This is a genomic window from Pseudomonas sp. F2, from assembly GCF_057174385.1.
On sequence record NZ_CM169904.1, the window covers coordinates 2309094 to 2327176 of the forward strand.

Annotated in this window: 15 protein-coding genes and 3 tRNA genes; all 18 read right to left on the minus strand. The window is 61.1% G+C overall.

From position 1 onward, the window contains the following. Positions 1-351: 351 nt before the first annotated feature. Positions 352-428 (minus strand) — tRNA-Asp (locus AC193Q_RS10100). Positions 429-521: 93 nt separating this feature from the next. Then, a tRNA-Asp gene (locus tag AC193Q_RS10105) sits at positions 522-598 on the minus strand. Between the two features lie 54 nt (positions 599-652). After that, positions 653-728, minus strand: a tRNA-Val gene (locus AC193Q_RS10110). Between the two features lie 216 nt (positions 729-944). Further along, a complete protein-coding gene (locus AC193Q_RS10115; protein WP_047293232.1) occupies positions 945-1721 on the minus strand; it encodes an SDR family oxidoreductase in 777 nt (258 codons plus the stop codon). Continuing rightward, the gene (locus AC193Q_RS10120) at positions 1718-2929 is read right to left on the minus strand and encodes an O-succinylhomoserine sulfhydrylase (RefSeq protein ID WP_483879470.1); all 1212 of its coding nucleotides are present in this window, start codon (positions 2927-2929) and stop codon (positions 1718-1720) included. The genes AC193Q_RS10115 and AC193Q_RS10120 overlap by 4 nt, the downstream gene beginning before the upstream one ends. A gap of 80 nt (positions 2930-3009) precedes the next feature. Next, positions 3010-4515 (minus strand): amidophosphoribosyltransferase, encoded by a 1506-nt coding sequence (gene purF, locus AC193Q_RS10125; RefSeq protein ID WP_003226416.1) that lies wholly within the window; start codon positions 4513-4515, stop codon positions 3010-3012. A 41-nt stretch (positions 4516-4556) separates the two neighbouring features. Continuing rightward, on the minus strand, positions 4557-5117 hold the full coding sequence (locus AC193Q_RS10130) for a CvpA family protein (RefSeq protein WP_007961197.1): 561 nt from the start codon (positions 5115-5117) through the stop codon (positions 4557-4559). Between the two features lie 98 nt (positions 5118-5215). Further along, positions 5216-5875 (minus strand): SPOR domain-containing protein, encoded by a 660-nt coding sequence (locus AC193Q_RS10135; protein ID WP_483879471.1) that lies wholly within the window; start codon positions 5873-5875, stop codon positions 5216-5218. Further along, a complete protein-coding gene (folC, locus tag AC193Q_RS10140; protein ID WP_483879472.1) occupies positions 5859-7166 on the minus strand; it encodes a bifunctional tetrahydrofolate synthase/dihydrofolate synthase in 1308 nt (435 codons plus the stop codon). The genes AC193Q_RS10135 and folC overlap by 17 nt, the downstream gene beginning before the upstream one ends. Next, positions 7163-8083 (minus strand): acetyl-CoA carboxylase, carboxyltransferase subunit beta, encoded by a 921-nt coding sequence (gene accD / locus AC193Q_RS10145; protein ID WP_041066058.1) that lies wholly within the window; start codon positions 8081-8083, stop codon positions 7163-7165. Before accD ends, folC begins: the two co-directional genes overlap by 4 nt. A 200-nt stretch (positions 8084-8283) precedes the next feature. Further along, the gene (locus AC193Q_RS10150) at positions 8284-8928 is read right to left on the minus strand and encodes a phosphoribosylanthranilate isomerase (protein ID WP_145595072.1); all 645 of its coding nucleotides are present in this window, start codon (positions 8926-8928) and stop codon (positions 8284-8286) included. Between the two features lie 65 nt (positions 8929-8993). Next, complete coding sequence (gene truA / locus AC193Q_RS10155; RefSeq protein WP_041066053.1) at positions 8994-9818, minus strand: tRNA pseudouridine(38-40) synthase TruA; 825 nt, start codon at positions 9816-9818, stop codon at positions 8994-8996. Positions 9819-10092: 274 nt separating this feature from the next. Then, positions 10093-12726, minus strand: coding sequence for a motility hub landmark protein FimV (locus AC193Q_RS10160; protein WP_483879473.1), 2634 nt, complete (start codon positions 12724-12726; stop codon positions 10093-10095). A gap of 208 nt (positions 12727-12934) precedes the next feature. After that, a complete protein-coding gene (locus tag AC193Q_RS10165) occupies positions 12935-13945 on the minus strand; it encodes an aspartate-semialdehyde dehydrogenase (protein ID WP_047293220.1) in 1011 nt (336 codons plus the stop codon). 272 nt (positions 13946-14217) lie between these two features. Continuing rightward, entirely contained in the window at positions 14218-15330 is a 1113-nt protein-coding gene (gene asd, locus AC193Q_RS10170) for an aspartate-semialdehyde dehydrogenase (protein WP_003226428.1), read from the minus strand. A gap of 66 nt (positions 15331-15396) precedes the next feature. Next, entirely contained in the window at positions 15397-16479 is a 1083-nt protein-coding gene (gene leuB, locus AC193Q_RS10175; RefSeq protein WP_483879474.1) for a 3-isopropylmalate dehydrogenase, read from the minus strand. Positions 16480-16533: 54 nt separating this feature from the next. Beyond that, the gene (locus tag AC193Q_RS10180; RefSeq protein WP_483879475.1) at positions 16534-17301 is read right to left on the minus strand and encodes a class I SAM-dependent methyltransferase; all 768 of its coding nucleotides are present in this window, start codon (positions 17299-17301) and stop codon (positions 16534-16536) included. A gap of 137 nt (positions 17302-17438) precedes the next feature. Beyond that, positions 17439-18083: a 3-isopropylmalate dehydratase small subunit gene (gene leuD / locus AC193Q_RS10185; protein WP_047293213.1), complete on the minus strand. Its 645-nt coding sequence runs from the start codon at positions 18081-18083 to the stop codon at positions 17439-17441.

Consider the following 18083-nt stretch of genomic DNA (forward strand, 5'->3'; position numbering starts at 1 on the left):
CCAGTTACAAAAACTTGACTAAAGAATCAAAAATCAATGCGACGTGGCACCGCATGAGGTCGATTGCCCCCCGCCTTACATAGTCGAATGCGGTTGCCCACCCCATGTAGGCGCTATCGAGTGAAACGAGGCTGCGATCTTTTGATCCTGCTTCTACGATCAAAATCAAAAGATTGCAGCGTGCCGCAGCTCCTGCAGGGATTTGTGCAGGACTGGGTAGTGAAGGGAGAGCGGTCAAATTTCAGACACAAAAAACCCCGGTCTTTCGACCAGGGTCTTTGCTATCGATTCCGAATCAACCAAGGGTTGCTTTCGGTGTTTCAAGGCGTTCAGTGGTCCTTGAAACAGATATGGCGCAGCGGACGGGACTCGAACCCGCGACCCCCGGCGTGACAGGCCGGTATTCTAACCGACTGAACTACCGCTGCGTATCGCTTTGAGCTTGCGCTCAAGTAACTCGTTTTGACTGAAAGCTTCGGTGCTTTTCAATCGCGAACCGGACAATGCCGACTCGTAAAATATGGCGCAGCGGACGGGACTCGAACCCGCGACCCCCGGCGTGACAGGCCGGTATTCTAACCGACTGAACTACCGCTGCGCGTCGGTGGAGGCACTTTCAGCCTACCTCTTGCTTTCGCAAGTTTCTCGGGAGTGGTGGGTGATGACGGGATCGAACCGCCGACATTCTGCTTGTAAGGCAGACGCTCTCCCAGCTGAGCTAATCACCCGTTTGCATCTCCGAGGCCGCGAAATTTACGCAGGTAGCGAACCTAAGTCAATAGCAGGATTGAAGTTTTTCTGAAAAAGACGAAATTGTTTCCATCCTGCAAGACTGCATTCGCGAGCAAGCTCGCTCCCACAGGGGATTGCATTCCAAATGTGGAAGCGAGCTTGCTCGCGAAGACGGCAGTCCATTTGACGCAAACTCAGGAGAAGCACGCGATCTACTCGGTGTAAATCATCTTCTTGGTCATGCCGCCATCCACGACGAATTCCTGCCCGGTCACAAACCCGGCGTTGCGCGACAACAGCCACGCGACCATCGCCGCCACATCCTCGACCGTCCCTACCCTGCCCGCCGGATGCTGCGCATGATCGGCATCGGCCAGCGGCTCGGCTCGACGCGCAGAAGGATCCCGCGCATCGATCCAGCCGGGACTGACTGCGTTCACCCGAATCTCCGGCCCAAGACTGATCGCCAGCGCATGGGTCAGCGCCAACAACCCGCCCTTGCTCGCCGCATAGGCCTCGGAATCTGCCTCCGACTGCCGCGCACGGGTCGAGGCCAGATTGACGATCGAGCCGTTGTGCGCGCGCAGATACGGCGCGCAGTGCTTGGCCAGCAGCATCGGCCCGCTGAGATTCACCGCCAGCACCCGATTCCAGTACGCCAGATCCAGACTTTCCAGGGTGATGTTGTGCGGATCAGCCACCGCCGCGTTGCACACTAACGCATCGAGACGACCGAATTGCCCAAGCACTTCAGCAACACCCAATGCCACCTGACTTTCATCCGCCACGTCCATGGCGATGAACCAGGCATTCTCGCCCAGCACCTTGGCCACTTTCGAACCGCGTGCGCGATCAAGATCGGTCAGCACCACTTGCCAGCCTTCGCTGATCAGCCAGGCCGCGATGCCCAGACCGATGCCACGCGCGGCGCCGGTGACCAGCGCCACGCGGCCATGGGTACCCGCCGTCGGCGTCGACAACTCGATCACAACGCCGCCAGACCGCGCGACAGGTCGGCCTGCAGGTCCGCCACGTCTTCCAGACCGACCGCAATGCGGATCAGGCTGTCACGAATCCCCGCCGCCTCACGCTCCTGCGGCGCCAGACGGCCGTGGGAGGTGGTGCTCGGATGGGTGATGGTGGTTTTGCTGTCACCAAGGTTGGCAGTGATCGAGATCAAGCGGGTGGCGTCGATAAAGCGCCATGCGCCCTCTTTGCCGCCCTTGACCTCGAAACTGACTACCGCACCGAAGCCCTTCTGCTGACGCTGGGCCAGCTCGTGCTGCGGATGGCTCTTGAGCCCGGCGTAATGGACTTTCTCGATACCGTCCTGCTGCTCCAGCCACTCGGCGAGTTGCTGAGCGTTGGCGCAGTGCGCCTTCATCCGCAGGTTCAGGGTTTCCAGGCCCTTGAGGAAGATCCACGCATTGAACGGGCTGAGGGTCGGCCCGGCGGTGCGCAGGAAACCGACAACTTCTTTCATCTGCTCGCTGCGACCGGCCACCACCCCGCCCATGCACCGGCCCTGGCCGTCGATGAACTTGGTTGCCGAATGCACGACGATGTCTGCACCGAGCTTCAGCGGTTGCTGCAAGGCAGGCGTGCAGAAGCAGTTGTCGACCACCAGCATCGCGCCTTTGGCGTGAGCGATTTCCGCCAGCGCGGTGATATCCACCAGCTCGGCCAGCGGATTGGACGGCGATTCGACGAACAACAGCCTGGTGTTCGGTTTGATCGCCGCCTCCCAACCCGACAGATCGGCCAGCGGCACGTAATCGACTTCCACGCCGAAACGCTTGAAGTACTTTTCGAACAGGCTGATGGTCGAACCGAACACGCTGCGCGACACCAGCACATGATCGCCGGCACTGCACAGGCTCATCACCACCGCCATGATCGCGGCCATGCCCGTGGCAGTGGCGACCGCCTGCTCGGCACCCTCCAGCGCAGCAATACGCTCCTCGAACGCGCGCACAGTCGGGTTGGTGTAACGCGAGTAAACGTTGCCCGGCACTTCCCCGGCAAAGCGCGCGGCCGCATCGGCGGCGGTACGGAACACATAGCTGGAAGTGAAGAACATCGGATCACCGTGTTCGCCTTCCGGCGTACGGTGCTGACCGGCACGTACGGCCAGGGTATCGAACGCTACGCCTTCGAGGTCGCTGTCCAGCCGACCGGCATCCCATTCCTGACTCATGCTGTCACTCCTTGCCCTGTTCTGAATAAATGAAAGTCTTTTGCCAGATACAAAACCGGCCCCTCAGGGCCGGTAGAAACTCAGTTGTTGTACAGATCGATGATCGCACTGACCGCCTGGGTCTTGACCTTGGAGGCATCGTTGCGTGCCTGCTCGATCTTGTCCAGGTAAGCCTCGTCGACGTCGCCGGTGACGTACTTGCCGTCGAACACCGCGCAATCGAAGTTTTCGATCTTGATCTTGCCGCCACCGACCGCCTCGATCAAGTCAGGCAAGTCCTGATAGATCAGCCAGTCTGCGCCGATCAGATCCGCCACGTCCTGAGTCGAACGGTTGTGTGCGATCAGTTCGTGAGCGCTCGGCATGTCGATGCCGTAAACGTTCGGGAAGCGTACGGCCGGGGCCGCCGAGCAGAAGTAGACGTTTTTCGCGCCGGCTTCGCGGGCCATCTGAATGATCTGCTTGCAGGTGGTGCCGCGCACGATCGAGTCGTCGACCAGCATCACGTTCTTGCCGCGGAATTCCAGTTCGATCGCGTTGAGCTTCTGGCGAACCGATTTCTTGCGCGCCGCCTGGCCCGGCATGATGAAGGTCCGGCCGATGTAACGGTTCTTGACGAAACCTTCGCGGAATTTCACGCCCAGATGGTTCGCCAGCTCCAGCGCGGCGGTGCGGCTGGTGTCCGGAATCGGGATGACCACGTCGATGTCATGCTCTGGACGCTCGCGCAGGATCTTCTCGGCGAGTTTCTCACCCATGCGCAGACGCGCCTTGTACACCGACACGCCGTCGATGATCGAATCCGGACGCGCCAGGTAAACGTGTTCGAAGATGCACGGGGTCAGGGACGGGTTGGTCGCGCACTGACGGGTGTGCAGCTTGCCGTCTTCAGTGATGTAGACCGCTTCGCCCGGGGCCAGGTCGCGGATCAGGGTGAAACCGAGTACGTCCAGCGAAACGCTTTCGGAAGCGATCATGTACTCGACGCCTTCGTCGGTGTGACGCTGGCCGAACACGATCGGACGAATGCCGTGCGGGTCACGGAAACCGACGATGCCGTAACCGGTGATCATTGCCACCACGGCGTAACCGCCGACGCAACGGTTATGCACGTCGGTCACGGCGGCAAACACGTCTTCTTCGGTCGGCTGCAGCTTGCCGCGCTGGGCCAGCTCGTGGGCGAACACGTTGAGCAGCACTTCCGAGTCGGAACTGGTGTTGACGTGACGCAGGTCGGATTCGTAGATTTCCTTGGCCAACTGTTCAACGTTGGTCAGGTTGCCGTTGTGCGCCAGGGTGATGCCGTAAGGCGAGTTGACGTAAAACGGCTGCGCTTCGGCCGAAGTCGAGCTGCCGGCGGTCGGGTAACGCACGTGGCCGATACCCATGTGGCCGACCAGGCGCTGCATGTGACGCTGCTGAAACACGTCACGCACCAGACCATTGTCCTTGCGCAAGAACAACCGGCCATCATGGCTGGTCACGATACCGGCAGCGTCCTGGCCGCGGTGCTGGAGCACGGTTAGCGCGTCATACAGCGCCTGATTGACGTTCGACTTACCGACGATACCGACGATGCCACACATGCGACGCAACCCCTACTTAATGGATCTGAACTGAACAACACTCACTGTGGCGTTTTGGCCGACGGCAAGAGCTGCTCCTTGAACGGAATATCAGCGGGTACGCTGATTCCGCTGGCAAGCCACTGACTGCTCCACCCGAGAATCAGGTTTTTGGACCAGTCGGCGACCAATAGAAACTTTGGCACGAGCTGTGATTCTTTCCACCACCCGTCCTGCTGTACCGGCCCCAGGCTCAACAGCCCGACTGCCACGACCACCAGCAACACGCCACGCGCCGCGCCGAAGGCCATGCCCAGGAATCGGTCGGTGCCGGACAACCCGGTCACGCGCACCAACTCGCCGATAAGATAATTGATCATTGCGCCCACGATCAGTGTGGCGACAAACATGATGGCACAGCCCGCGATCACGCGAGCCGATGGGGTTTCGATGTATCCGGCGAGGTACTCGGACAGTGAGCCACCGAACATCCAGGCAACCGCTCCTGCGATGATCCAGGTCACCAGCGATAATGCTTCCTTGACGAAGCCGCGGCTCAAACTGATCAAAGCGGAGATGGCGATGATTGCAACGATCGCCCAGTCAACCAGGGTAAATGGCACAGTGCAGCCTACAGACGGATAAGGCGGCGCATTTTAGCAGAGCGCACCGCTGTCGGTAAGCTGCGATTTTCAGTGCATTTCAATCGAATCGATAGATCCTAGCCGCGCTCGGGCTGAAAGCGCACGACAAAACCCTTGAGGTTCTGCTGACGGCTCAACACATCCCGCAGACGATCAGCCTCGGCACGTTCGATCAGCGGCCCGACGAACACCCGATTCTTGCCATCGGCGGAGCGGATGTAAGCGTTGTAGCCTTGGCTGCGCAGGGTTTTCTGCAGCGATTCCGCGCCCTCACGGCTCGACAGGCTGGCCAGTTGCACCGACCAGCTGACCGACAGACCGTTGGCATCGACCCGGCTTTGCGTGGTATCAGGCTTGGCCGCAGCCGCAGCAATCGGCTGAGCCGGCGCCGCAGCAGGCTTGGCAACGGGCGCAGGCGCAACCGGTTTGGCTGCCGGAGCCGGGGTCGGCGCGGGTGCCGGTGCTGCGGCAATCGGCATCGACGGCGCCGATTGCTCGGCCACTTCGTCGTCGCTCGGTACCGGCTCCTGCGGCAGTGCTTGCGGCTCAGGCACAGCTACCGGCTCGAGCTGCACTTGCGGCACAGCCGGCGCTTGCGGTGCGGATGGCGCCTCGACCGTCACTTGACGTTGCTCGTCCTGACGGGAAAACAGCATCGGCAGGAAAATCACCGCCAGTGCCACCAGCACCAGGGCACCAACCATGCGCTGCTTGTACGCTTTATCCAGCAAAGCCATTTGCCGCTTCCTCCGTGGAGCGCCGGGCCAGCCATTCAAGGGCCTCGGCGACACAATAAAATGATCCGAACAACAGAATCTCGTCGTCACTGGTGGCCACTGCGCACTGCCCTTCCAGCGCCGCCGCAACACTGTCATAGGACGTGACGGATGCGCCAAGGTTCTGTAACCCGGCGTGCAATTCGCTGACCGGGCGCGAACGCGGCGAATCCAGCGGCGCGACCGCCCAATGCTGGACACTAGCATTCAATTCGCCGACAACACCATCCAGATCCTTGTCGGCCAGCAAGCCGAACACCGCCAGACGTTTGCCCGCCAGTGGCCGACTGGCCAGACGCCGCGCCAGATATTCCGCCGCGTGCGGGTTGTGTCCCACATCCAGCAGCAGGTTCAAGCGTTTGCCATTGAAGTCAAAGGAGCGACGATCCAGACGCCCGACCACGCGAGTCGCCTGCAAGGCTGCAACGATCTGCGAGGCATCCCACGGCAGACCGAGCAACAGATACGCCTGCAAGGCCAGCGCGGCGTTTTCCATCGGCAGATCCAGCAACGGCAAATCATGCAGTTCGACCTGCAGGCCTTGCGCATCGGTACCGCGCCATTGCCAATGCTGCTCAGTGACTCCCAGGTCGAAATCACGCCCACGCAGGAAAAACGGACACGCCAATTCGCGCGCCTTGTCGAGCAACGGCTGCGGAGGATTCAGATCACCACACAAGGCAGGTTTGCCCTGACGGAAAATCCCGGCCTTCTCGAATGCCACGGATTCACGGGTATTGCCCAGGTATTCGGCATGATCAACGCCAATGCTGGTGACCAGCGCGACATCGGCATCCACCACATTGACCGTATCCAGACGCCCGCCCAGACCGACTTCCAGCACCACAGCGTCAAGTTTTGCCTGTTGAAACAGCCAGAACGCCGCCAGGGTGCCCATTTCGAAGTAAGTCAGGGAAGTGTCGCCTCGCCCGGCCTCGACTGCAGCGAAGGCCTCGCACAGCTGTTCGTCAGTGGCCTCGACGCCATTGAGCTGCACCCGCTCGTTGTAACGCAGCAGGTGCGGAGAATTGTAGACACCTACGCTCAGGCCCTGCGCCCGTAGCAATGAAGCCATGAAAGCGCAGGTTGAACCCTTGCCGTTGGTGCCGGTGACCGTGATCACCCGAGGCGCCGGCTGGCCCAGTCCCATGCGGGACGCTACCTGTTGCGAACGCTCCAGCCCCATGTCGATGGCCGATGGATGCAACTGTTCAAGGTAGGCGAGCCACTCGCCAAGGGTACGCTCGGTCATACGTTGGCAGGCACCGGTGGAACGACGATTGGCTCGACAGGAGCGGCGACGTAGGTCGGTGTCGGCTGACCGGTCAGCTGCGCCAGCAGATTGCCCAGACGTGGACGCAGTTCACGACGATCGATGATCAGGTCGATTGCGCCATGCTCCAGCAGGAACTCGCTGCGCTGGAAGCCTTCCGGCAGTTTTTCCCGCACGGTCTGCTCGATCACGCGCGGACCGGCGAAGCCGATCAGGGCTTTTGGCTCACCGACGATCACGTCGCCAAGCATCGCCAGACTGGCAGAAACACCGCCGTAGACCGGATCGGTCAGCACCGAGATGAACGGAATGCCTTCTTCACGCAGGCGCGCCAGTACGGCCGATGTCTTGGCCATTTGCATTAGCGAGATCAGCGCTTCCTGCATGCGCGCACCACCGGAGGCGGCGAAGCAGATCATCGGGCAACGGTTTTCCAGGGCGTAGTTGGCGGCGCGCACGAAGCGCTCACCGACGATGGCACCCATGGAACCGCCCATGAAGTTGAATTCGAACGCCGACACCACCACCGGCATGCCCAGCAAGGTGCCGCTGACGGAGATCAGCGCGTCCTTTTCGCCGGTCTGCTTCTGTGCAGCAACCAGACGGTCCTTGTACTTCTTGCCGTCACGGAACTTCAGACGGTCAACCGGCTCCAGATCGGCACCCAGCTCGTTGCGACCTTCGGCATCCAGGAAGATGTCGATACGCGCCCGTGCGCCGATGCGCATGTGGTGGTTGCACTTGGGGCAAACATCCAGGGTCTTTTCCAGCTCAGGACGATACAGCACAGCCTCGCAGGACGGGCATTTGTGCCACAGACCTTCAGGCACCGAGCTCTTCTTGACCTCCGACCGCATGATCGAAGGGATCAGTTTGTCTACCAACCAGTTGCTCATGCTTTCTTTCTCCAGTACCGGCGGCCCGAACGCTCTGGTTCGCAGCCCCGCGTATGCCCTTCAGCTAAATTCATGTGTGTGGCGATGGTTCGTGGAACGCCGCGGTCAGCGCGAAACATGACCTGCGTGCACCTCCAGAAACCCTCAGCCTCGCCTGCTTTGTGCAAGTGCATTGATGGACGGCGGCAGACTGCCAGCCGTCACATCGAAGTAGACGCTCCCTGCGAGCTGCTGCGTACGGCATTGATGAACGCGCGGATCTTCGCAGGATCCTTGATGCCCTTGCTCGCCTCTACCCCGCCGCTGACATCGACGGCGTACGGTTTGACCCGGGCCACGGCGTCGGCGACGTTTTCCGGGGTAAGGCCACCCGCCAGGATCAGCGGCTTGCTCAATTGCTGCGGAATCAATGACCAGTCGAACGCCTCACCGGTTCCGCCGGGCACACCTTCGACGTAGGTGTCGAGCAGCACACCGCTGGCACTCGGATAAGCATCGACGGCAGCCGCAATATCGTCGCCGGCCTTGACCCGCAATGCCTTGATGTACGGACGATGCCAGCCTTCGCACTCTTCAGCGGTCTCGTCGCCATGGAACTGCAACAGATCCAGCGGCACGGCATCGAGGATTTCCCCCAATTCACAGCGACTGGCGTTGACGAACAAGCCCACCGTCGTCACGAAGGGTGGCAAAGCCTGAATGATCGCCCTTGCCTGCTGCACGCTCACTGCGCGCGGACTTTTTGCATAAAACACGAAACCGATGGCATCGGCCCCGGCCTCGACCGCTGCCAACGCATCCTCTATGCGGGTAATCCCGCAAATCTTGCTGCGAACGGCTGACATGTCGATAAAAACCTCAAGGTAAAAACCGGGAAAGTCCCGGATGGTAACAAAAGCGTCGGGAGGCGTCAGCCGTCAAGGTCCGAGAAACCCGTAAGGAAATGTGGCCCGATGAAACGCTCGGGCAGCGGGAACTCGTCGTGATACTCAACCTGCACCAGATACAACCCATACGGATGCGCTGTCACGCCACCGGAGCGCCGCTCTCGGCTCTCCAACACTTCCTTCATCCACTCCACCGGGCGCTCGCCGGCACCAATGGTCATCAGCACACCGGCGATGTTGCGCACCATGTGGTGCAAAAAGGCGTTGGCACGGATATCGAGCACGATCATCTTGCCGTGGCGGGTCACGCGCAGGTGATGCATCTTCTTGATCGGCGACTTGGCCTGGCACTGACCGGCACGGAACGCACTGAAGTCGTGGGTGCCGATCAGATATTGCGCAGCTTGCGCCATGCGCTCGACGTCGAGCGGGCGATGGTTCCAGGTGATCTCTTCATTGAGATGCGCCGGACGAATCTGATCGTTGTAGATCACATAGCGGTAACGTCGGGCGATGGCTTTGAACCGCGCATGAAAATGCGCCGGCATCACCCGCGCCCAACTGACACTGATGTCGTGGGGCAGATTGATATTGGCGCCCATCACCCAGGCTTTCAGCGAACGATCGACCGGCGTGTCGAAATGCACCACCTGCCCGCACGCATGCACCCCGGCATCGGTGCGACCGGCGCACTGCAGCGAAATCGGCGAATTGGCGACTTTCGACAAGGCTTTTTCAAGCTCTTCCTGCACCGTGGCCACGCCGGTCAACTGACGCTGCCAGCCGCTGTAGCGCGAGCCTTTGTACTCGACGCCCAGTGCCACGCGGTAAAAGCCTTCGGGTGCCATTTCGGCGGCCGGATTATCTATGTTTGCCAAGGTGGGACAGCCTGCTGATGTACAAAGGCGGGCATTATAAGGCTGTGGGTCGGGGATGCCAGTCAGTTCTGTGTTGACCGATCCGGCCCCATCGCTGGCAAGCCAGCTCCCACAGTTTCTGCAGCGCATGCAATACCGGTGGGAGCTGGCTTGCCAGCGATGGCGATTGCACAGCCGCCACTAAATTCTGCCCAAACAAAAACGGCAGCCTTGATCGGGCTGCCGTTTTTGATTTACCGCTGACTCAAGCCAGGTGCGAAAGCATTTCCTTGGCCTCGCCCCGCTGCTTCTCATCCCCCTCGGTCAACACCTCGTTGAGGATGTCGCGCGCGCCGTCATTGTCGCCCATGTCGATGTAGGCCTGAGCCAGATCGAGTTTGGTGGCGGCTTCGTCGGTGCCGGCGAGGAAGTCGAAGTCGTCTTCGCCCAGATCATCACCCATGGCCGCGTCGGCTTCGGTAAAGGTCGGCTCGGCGATGCTCTGCGACAGACGATCCAGCTCGGCGTTGACGTCATCCAGCTCTGCCGCGAAGGCATCCGGTTCGGCCGGGTTGGTGTCCATCTCGTCGGCCAGCGACAGATCGAAATCGGCGGGCAGCTCCAGATCGTCCTGTGGCACTTCGTTGGCGACCACAGGCTCGGCCGGCGACAGGTCTTTCACGCCTTCGTCCAGATCCAGCAGGAAGTCATCGTCCGCCAGGTCAGCCATCGGGGCTGGCGCAGGCTCGGCACCGAGGTCCAGATCGAGGTCGAAGTCCGACAGGTCGTCGAGGTTCTCTTTGATCTCGGTCTGCTGTTGCAGCACCGACTCAAAGCTCAGATCGTCGTCAGCCGGAAACTCGTCCAGCTCCACTGGTGCTTCAGGTGCGACAACAGGCGCAGGCTCAACCGGGGTAATGTTATCGAGGTCGTCCAGACTCAGGTCGAACGCGCTGTCCAGATCGTCCGCCGCCGGCGCAGGTGCAGGCGCCTCGGGCTCGTCAAGCAGCAGCTCCTTGACGTATTGCGCATCGAGTTCGGCGGCAGCCGCCGCTGCAGCCAGACCAGCGACCGCGACTACAGCCATGGCCGGGAAGCGCTTTTTCAGCTCTTCGACCTTGGCGAAGTTGTCGCCATTGGCAACCAGCTGGCGCTCCTGACCGACGAACGCATCGCGGTCACCCTGCTGACCATAGACTTCCATCAGTTTCAGGCGCAGGTCGCTGCGCTGCGGCTCAAGGCTGACGCCTTCTTCCAGCAACGCGGCAGCCTGATTCAGGCGACCGGCATTGATATGCGACTGAGCCTTGTCCAGCACGTCATCGGAACGCTCGGCGGCCGGCGCGACCAATGGCGCGGCAATCGGCTCGGCCATCACCACCGGAGCCACTACCGCCGCAGGCGCTGGCGCAGATGCCGGGGTGTTGAGCTTGACGCTGGCGGCAGGTGTTTCCAGACCTTCGAAGCTGCTTTCCGGCAGATCCTGCTCGGCAGAGAACTCCTGCTCTTCAGCCAAAGCGCGGGCCATGCGCAGGTGTTTCTCGGCTTCCTGCTGGGCTTTGCGGCGACGGGCCAGCAGCAACAGCAGAAGCAGCAACACCACCGCACCGCCGCCGATCAGACCCAGCAGGATCGGATTGGTCAGCAGTTCATTGAAGGTTTTGTCTTCATCGACCACCGGTTTTGGCGCAACCACTGGCGTCTCGGCAGGCGTGTCGACCGGTGGCGCAATCGCCGATTCCGGGGTGGGTGCAGCTTCTGCCGGGGTCGCCGGCGGAGTGGCGGCCAGCTCAGCAGTGATCGCCGGCACCGCAGCGTTGGCAGCTGGCGCGGCACCGGTACCGTCGGCCTGCATTTTCGCCAGCTGATTATTCTTCAGCTCGATCAGGCGCTGCAGCTTGTCCAGCTGACTTTGCAGATCAGCCATGCGGCTTTTCAGTTCCTCGTTGTCACGACGGGTCGTGTCGAGGCTTTCCTGAGTCACCGCCAGTTTGTTGCTCAAGGCCTTGGCATCGCCGGCCGGGCCTTTGCCCCGCGCCTTGGCACTTTCGGCGGAGACCAGGCTCAAGTTGTCTTTGGCATTCTGGCCGGTGCCGGCATTGCTGCGACCACGCTTGGTTGCGTCGAGCTGCTGCTGGCCGGTACCCGGCTTGGCCACATAGCGACGGCCCTGACGCCAGGCTTCGTTCTGCGCGGCAACTTCGGCAATCGCTTTCGATTGTGGCAGCGCGGTGCTTTCCACCGAGTCCGGCAGACGCAACACTTGACCGGTTTTCAGCCGGTTGATGTTGCCGTCGATGAACGCATCCGGATTCAGCGCCTGAATCGCCAGCATGGTTTGCTGCACGGAGCCGCCGGTGCGCGCCTTCGCGGCGATCTCCCACAGGGTATCGCGCGGCGTGGTGGTGTACTGATTCGGGTGCGTTGCGCCGGTGGTCGGTGCGGTGATGGTCTGCGACGGCACCGGTTGCGCGGCGGCGTCAGCGGTCTGTGGCGAGAATTTCGACGGATCCAGCAGCACACTGTAATCGCGCAGCAGACGGCCATTCGGCCACATCACCTGCACGAGGAATTTCACCATCGGCTCCGACAGCGGCTTGCTCGACGTCACGCGCAGCACACTTTTGCCGCTGGCGTTGAGCACCGGAGTGAACGTCAGGTCGTTGAGGAAGGCCTGGCGATCAACACCGGCCTTGGCGAAATCTTCGGGTGAAGCCAGGCTCGGCACCACTTCGGCAGCGGTGAGATCCTTGACGTCGAGTAACTCGATCTCGGCCACCAGCGGCTGGTTCAGGGTCGACTTCAGGGTCAGCTCCCCGAGCCCGAGGGCATGCGCCATACCGGAGGACAGCGCCGAGGCGGCCGCTATTGCTAACACCAGTTTGCGAACTTGAACCATAGCCTCATCCTTTGTTTGAACGTTCCTCGGCCAGCGAGAAGATGTTGATTGCCGCTGCCGTAAGGCATTGCGCGCGACGACGACACATGCCGCGCGCGATCATTTCTTTGATGCCCCGGAAAGTCCCGGAGGGTGACACGTTATCGAGTGCTCCGGGCAAGCATAGCGCTCACCTAGAATCAGTCGACAAATTGTTGCCAAGTATCTTTTACAGCAGGTCTTTTATCAACAATTCAGCAACCTGCACAGCGTTGAGGGCCGCGCCTTTGCGTACGTTATCTGACGTCAGCCACAGATTAAGTTCCGCCGGGTCGTCGACACCGGCGCGCACACGGCCAACATAGACAACGTCCTGCCCCACCGCGTCACCCACCGCCGTCGGGTAATCGCCCGCTTCAACCAGCTCGATGCCGGGTGCGTCTTCAAGTGCGGCGTTGACCTTTTCCAGGTCGACCGCGCTCGCTGACTGCAAGGTCACGCTATAGCTATCGCCAAAAAACACCGGGGCTTGAACGCAAGTAGCGGAAATCTTTAATAAAGGCTGCGCCAACACCTGACGCAGCTCGCGCACCAGGCGTTTTTCCAGCAGCGTGTGGCCTTGAGCGTCCGGCGTACCGACCTGGGCCAGCAGGTTGAAAGCCATCTGCCGATCGAAGAAGGTCGGCTCCAGCGGACGCATGTTCAGCAACTCGGCGGTCTGCCGCGCCAGCTCGGTCACGGCTTCGCGACCTTGCGCGGAGACGGCGAGATTGGCGGTGACGTTGACGTATTGCAGGTCGAGCAAGTCGAGCAGCGGCGCCAGCACCACGGCCAGCGTCGTCGCCGACGGGCTTGGGCTGCTGACCTGGAACGGCGCAGTCAGACCGGCGATGACCTCGGCGTTGGCTTCCGGCACCACTTGCGGCGCCTGCTCGGCCGGCAATGCGCCGGACAGGTCGATCAGCGAGCAACCGGCCGCGTGGGCACGCGCCGCGTAGCTCAGGGAAACGGCAGCGCCCGCGGCGAAGAACACCAGTTTGACCTTGCTGAAATCGAACTCGTCGACTTCGCGCACGCGCACGTTTTTGTTGCGAAACAGCACCGAGCTGCCAGCGGATTCGCTGCTGGCCAGCAGGTGCAGGTTACCGACCGGAAAGTCGCGTTCTTCGAGAATCTGTACGAGGGTTTCGCCGACAGTACCGGTGGCGCCGACGACGGCAATATCTAGGGTCTGGGTCATGGTTCTACCTCTGGCGAAACGGGGGGAGCGGCACTTTACCGGGTGACTGCCATGCAGGCAATTTCTGCCGGGGATTTGTGCCGCCTGACCGGCCTCATCGCTGGCAAGCCAGCTCCCACAGTGGTCAGTGTGGGACACAGATATTTGTACACACCTGAAACCTGTGGGAGCTGGCTTGCCAGCGATGAGGCCAGAGCTGATACCCGAAAATCCAAGGCATAAAAAAACCCGCACCTCTCACAAGACACGGGTTCTTTCATTGCATCAAGCGATCAACGTTCCAGCAGGATCCGCAGCATGCGACGCAGCGGTTCGGCCGCGCCCCACAGCAGTTGGTCGCCGACGGTGAAAGCACCGACGAATTGCGAGCCCATGTTCAGCTTGCGCAGACGACCCACCGGGACGTTCAGGGTGCCGGTGACCTTGGTCGGGCTCAGCTCCTGCATGCTGATGTCGCGGTTGTTCGGCACCAGTTTGACCCAAGGGTTGTGCTGGCTGATCAGCCCTTCGATATCAGCGATCGGCACGTCTTTGTTCAGCTTGATGGTCAGCGCCTGGCTGTGGCAACGCATGGCGCCGATGCGCACGCAGATACCGTCGACCGGGATCGGGCTCTTGAAGCGACCAAGGATCTTGTTGGTCTCGGCCTGGGCCTTCCACTCTTCACGGCTCTGGCCGTTCGGCAGTTCCTTGTCGATCCACGGGATCAGGCTGCCGGCCAGCGGTACGCCGAAGTTCTCGGTCGGGTACGCGTCGCTGCGCATGGCTTCGGCCACGCGACGGTCGATGTCGAGGATCGCGCTGGCCGGATCGGCCAGTTGATCGGCCACCGCAGCGTGGGTCGCGCCCATCTGCTTGATCAGTTCACGCATGTTCTGTGCGCCGGCGCCGGAGGCCGCCTGATAGGTCATGGCGCTCATCCACTCGACCAGACCGGCTTCGAACAGACCGCCCAGGCCCATCAGCATCAGGCTGACGGTGCAGTTGCCGCCGATGTAGTTTTTGGTACCCGCGTCCAGTTGCTGGTCGATGACCTTGCGGTTGACCGGATCGAGAATGATGACCGCGTCATCGTTCATGCGCAGGCTGGACGCCGCGTCGATCCAGTAACCCTGCCAGCCGGCTTCGCGCAGCTTCGGGAACACTTCGCTGGTGTAGTCGCCGCCCTGACAGGTGAGGATCACGTCGAGGGTTTTCAGCTCTTCAATGCTGTAAGCGTCCTTGAGCGGAGCAATGTCCTTGCCCACGGACGGGCCTTGGCCACCGACATTGGAAGTGGTGAAAAACACCGGCTCGATAAGATCGAAATCCTGCTCTTCCAGCATCCGCTGCATGAGCACGGAACCGACCATGCCGCGCCAACCGATCAGACCTACACGTTTCATCGCAACTACACCTTCTTGAAAAGTGGGCCGCTGCTTTGTATTGAATTTCGCAGCGGGCCCGAGAGATTACAGATTCCGCAGCGCGGCGACTACTGCGTCACCCATTTCCTGCGTTCCGACTTTAGTGCAACCGGCCGAATAGATGTCACCGGTACGCAAGCCTTGATCCAGCACCACGCTGACGGCTTTCTCGATGGCATCGGCCGCCTCGTGCAGATTGAAGCTGTAACGCAGCATCATCGACACCGACAGAATCGTCGCCAGCGGGTTGGCAATGCCTTTACCGGCGATGTCCGGCGCCGAACCGTGACAAGGCTCGTACATGCCCTTGTTGTTCGAATCCAGCGAAGCCGACGGCAGCATGCCGATGGAACCGGTGAGCATCGAGGCTTCGTCGGACAGGATGTCGCCGAACATGTTGTCGGTGACGATCACGTCGAACTGCTTCGGTGCGCGCACCAGTTGCATGGCGGCGTTGTCGACGTACATGTGGCTGAGTTCGACTTCAGGGTAATCCTTGGCGACCTGCTCGACCACTTCACGCCACAGTTGGCTGGACGCCAGCACGTTGGCCTTGTCCACCGAGCACAGCTTCTTGCCACGCACCATGGCCATGTCGAAACCGACACGGGCAATGCGGCGGATCTCGCTTTCGCTATACGGCAGGGTGTCGTAGGACTGACGCTCACCGTTTTCCAGGGTGCGGGTGCCGCGTGGCGCGCCGAAGTAGATGCCACCGGTCAGCTCACGCACGATCAGGATGTCCAGACCAGCAACGATTTCCGGCTTCAGGCTCGAAGCGTCGGCCAGTTGCGGGTAGAGGATCGCCGGACGCAGGTTGCCGAACAGGCCCAGTTGCGCACGAATCTTCAGCAGGCCGCGCTCAGGGCGGATGTCGCGCTCGATGGCGTCCCATTTCGGGCCGCCCACGGCGCCCAGCAGGACGGCGTCGGCAGCACGGGCGCGGTCAAGGGTTTCGTCGGCCAGCGGCACGCCGTGCTTGTCGATGGCGGCACCACCGATCACGTCATGGCTCAGCTCGAAGCCCAGGCTGTACTTGTCGTTGGCCAGCTCCAGCACCTTGACCGCTTCGGCCATGATTTCCGGACCAATACCGTCACCCGGGAGAATCAGAATCTGCTTGCTCATGCTTTCCTCATGTCATCAGTCGGTGCGCCACTCAGGGCGCGCCCGGAAAAATTCTTATCGCTCAGCTATCAATACGATTACATCTGTACTGAACGAGCCGTCGGCATCAATCTCAAAATATTCGCGCACTTCGTTGCCCATCGACTGCTGCAACTGGCGAATCGCCGCGCGCATCACCTCGGGCGTGCGCATGCGCTCGACCCAGCTGCTGTACTCCAGACGCAGACGCTGACGCGTGGTGCTGCGGGTATGCAGCCCGGCCTCGCTGACCTGACGCAACCACTCGCCGGCAGAATAATCGCGCACATGGCTGGTGTCGCGCAGCACTTCAACGCTCTGCAGATAGGTGTCGAACAGCGGGCTGCCCGGTGACAACACGTCAACGAACGCCGCCACACCACCCGGTTTCAGCACCCGACGCACTTCGCGCAGGGCTACGCCGAGGTCGCTCCAATGGTGCGCCGAATAACGGCTGAACACGAAATCGAATTCGCCATCGGCAAACGGCAGACGCTCGGCGGCGCCGTTGACCGTGGCAATGTTGTTCATGCCGCGATCAACCGCCGCAGCGGCCACCACATCGAGCATCTGCTGCGACAGGTCGTAGGCCACCACTTCCTTGACCAGTGGCGCCACATGAAAACTCACATGACCGGCGCCGCACCCCAGGTCCAGCACCCGGGCCGCGCCCTGCCCGGCCAGTTCAGCCTGTAGCAGCGCGAATTCGGTGCCTTGAGCGTGAACGGCGCTGCTCAGGTAGGCGGCGGCCTGTTCACCGAATTGCTTTTGTACGACCTGAGTGTGCTGAGCAGTGCTGGTCATAGGGACTTCCTTTTGATCTTGGGATGCCTGTTCCGGCCTCATCGCTGGCAAGCCAGCTCCCACATTGATTTGCAGCGTTCACAAAACCTGTGGGAGCTGGCTTGCCAGCGATGGGGCCAGCCCTGACTAAATCAATCTCACGCGTCGCGAAACAACCATGGCTGGCTCACACGATGCTTGGCCTCGAACGCGGCAATCGCATCGCCGTCCTGCAAGGTCAGGCCGATATCATCCAGACCATTGAGCAGGCAATGCTTGCGGAACGCGTCGATCTCGAAGTGGTACACCTTGCCGTTCGGGCTGGTCACGGTCTGCTCGTGCAGATCGATCTGCAACTGATAGCCCGGCGCGGCCTCGACCTGCTTGAACAGCTCATCGACTTCAGCGTCGCTCAGAATGATCGGCAGCAAGCCGTTCTTGAAGCTGTTGTTAAAGAAGATGTCGGCGTAGCTCGGCGCGATGATGCTGCGGAAACCGTATTCTTCCAGCGCCCACGGGGCGTGTTCACGGCTGGAGCCGCAACCGAAGTTCTCACGGGCCAGCAACACGCTGGCGCCTTGATAGCGCTCGGCGTTGAGCACGAAGTCCTTGTTCAACGGGCGCTTGGAGTTGTCCTGATACGGCTGGCCGACATCCAGGTAACGCCACTCGTCGAACAGGTTCGGGCCGAAACCGGTGCGCTTGATCGATTTCAAGAACTGCTTGGGAATGATCTGGTCGGTGTCGACGTTGGCACGATCCAGAGGCGCGACAAGACCAGTGTGCTGGGTAAAAGCTTTCAT

Excerpts from the sequence above, each read along its gene's own strand:
- AC193Q_RS10160 (WP_483879473.1), bottom strand. The coding sequence starts at position 12,726 with ATGGTTCAAGTTCGCAAACTGGTGTTAGCAATAGCGGCCGCCTCGGCG.
- AC193Q_RS10165 (WP_047293220.1), bottom strand. The coding sequence starts at position 13,945 with ATGACCCAGACCCTAGATATTGCCGTCGTCGGCGCCACCGGTACTGTC.
- AC193Q_RS10180 (WP_483879475.1), bottom strand. The coding sequence starts at position 17,301 with ATGACCAGCACTGCTCAGCACACTCAGGTCGTACAAAAGCAATTCGGT.
- AC193Q_RS10120 (WP_483879470.1), bottom strand. The coding sequence starts at position 2,929 with ATGAGTCAGGAATGGGATGCCGGTCGGCTGGACAGCGACCTCGAAGGC.
- AC193Q_RS10150 (WP_145595072.1), bottom strand. The coding sequence starts at position 8,928 with ATGTCAGCCGTTCGCAGCAAGATTTGCGGGATTACCCGCATAGAGGAT.
- leuD (WP_047293213.1), bottom strand. The coding sequence starts at position 18,083 with ATGAAAGCTTTTACCCAGCACACTGGTCTTGTCGCGCCTCTGGATCGT.
- AC193Q_RS10135 (WP_483879471.1), bottom strand. The coding sequence starts at position 5,875 with ATGGCTTTGCTGGATAAAGCGTACAAGCAGCGCATGGTTGGTGCCCTG.
- accD (WP_041066058.1), bottom strand. The coding sequence starts at position 8,083 with ATGAGCAACTGGTTGGTAGACAAACTGATCCCTTCGATCATGCGGTCG.
- truA (WP_041066053.1), bottom strand. The coding sequence starts at position 9,818 with ATGGCACCCGAAGGCTTTTACCGCGTGGCACTGGGCGTCGAGTACAAA.
- asd (WP_003226428.1), bottom strand. The coding sequence starts at position 15,330 with ATGAAACGTGTAGGTCTGATCGGTTGGCGCGGCATGGTCGGTTCCGTG.
- folC (WP_483879472.1), bottom strand. The coding sequence starts at position 7,166 with ATGACCGAGCGTACCCTTGGCGAGTGGCTCGCCTACCTTGAACAGTTG.
- leuB (WP_483879474.1), bottom strand. The coding sequence starts at position 16,479 with ATGAGCAAGCAGATTCTGATTCTCCCGGGTGACGGTATTGGTCCGGAA.
- purF (WP_003226416.1), bottom strand. The coding sequence starts at position 4,515 with ATGTGTGGCATCGTCGGTATCGTCGGTAAGTCGAACGTCAATCAGGCG.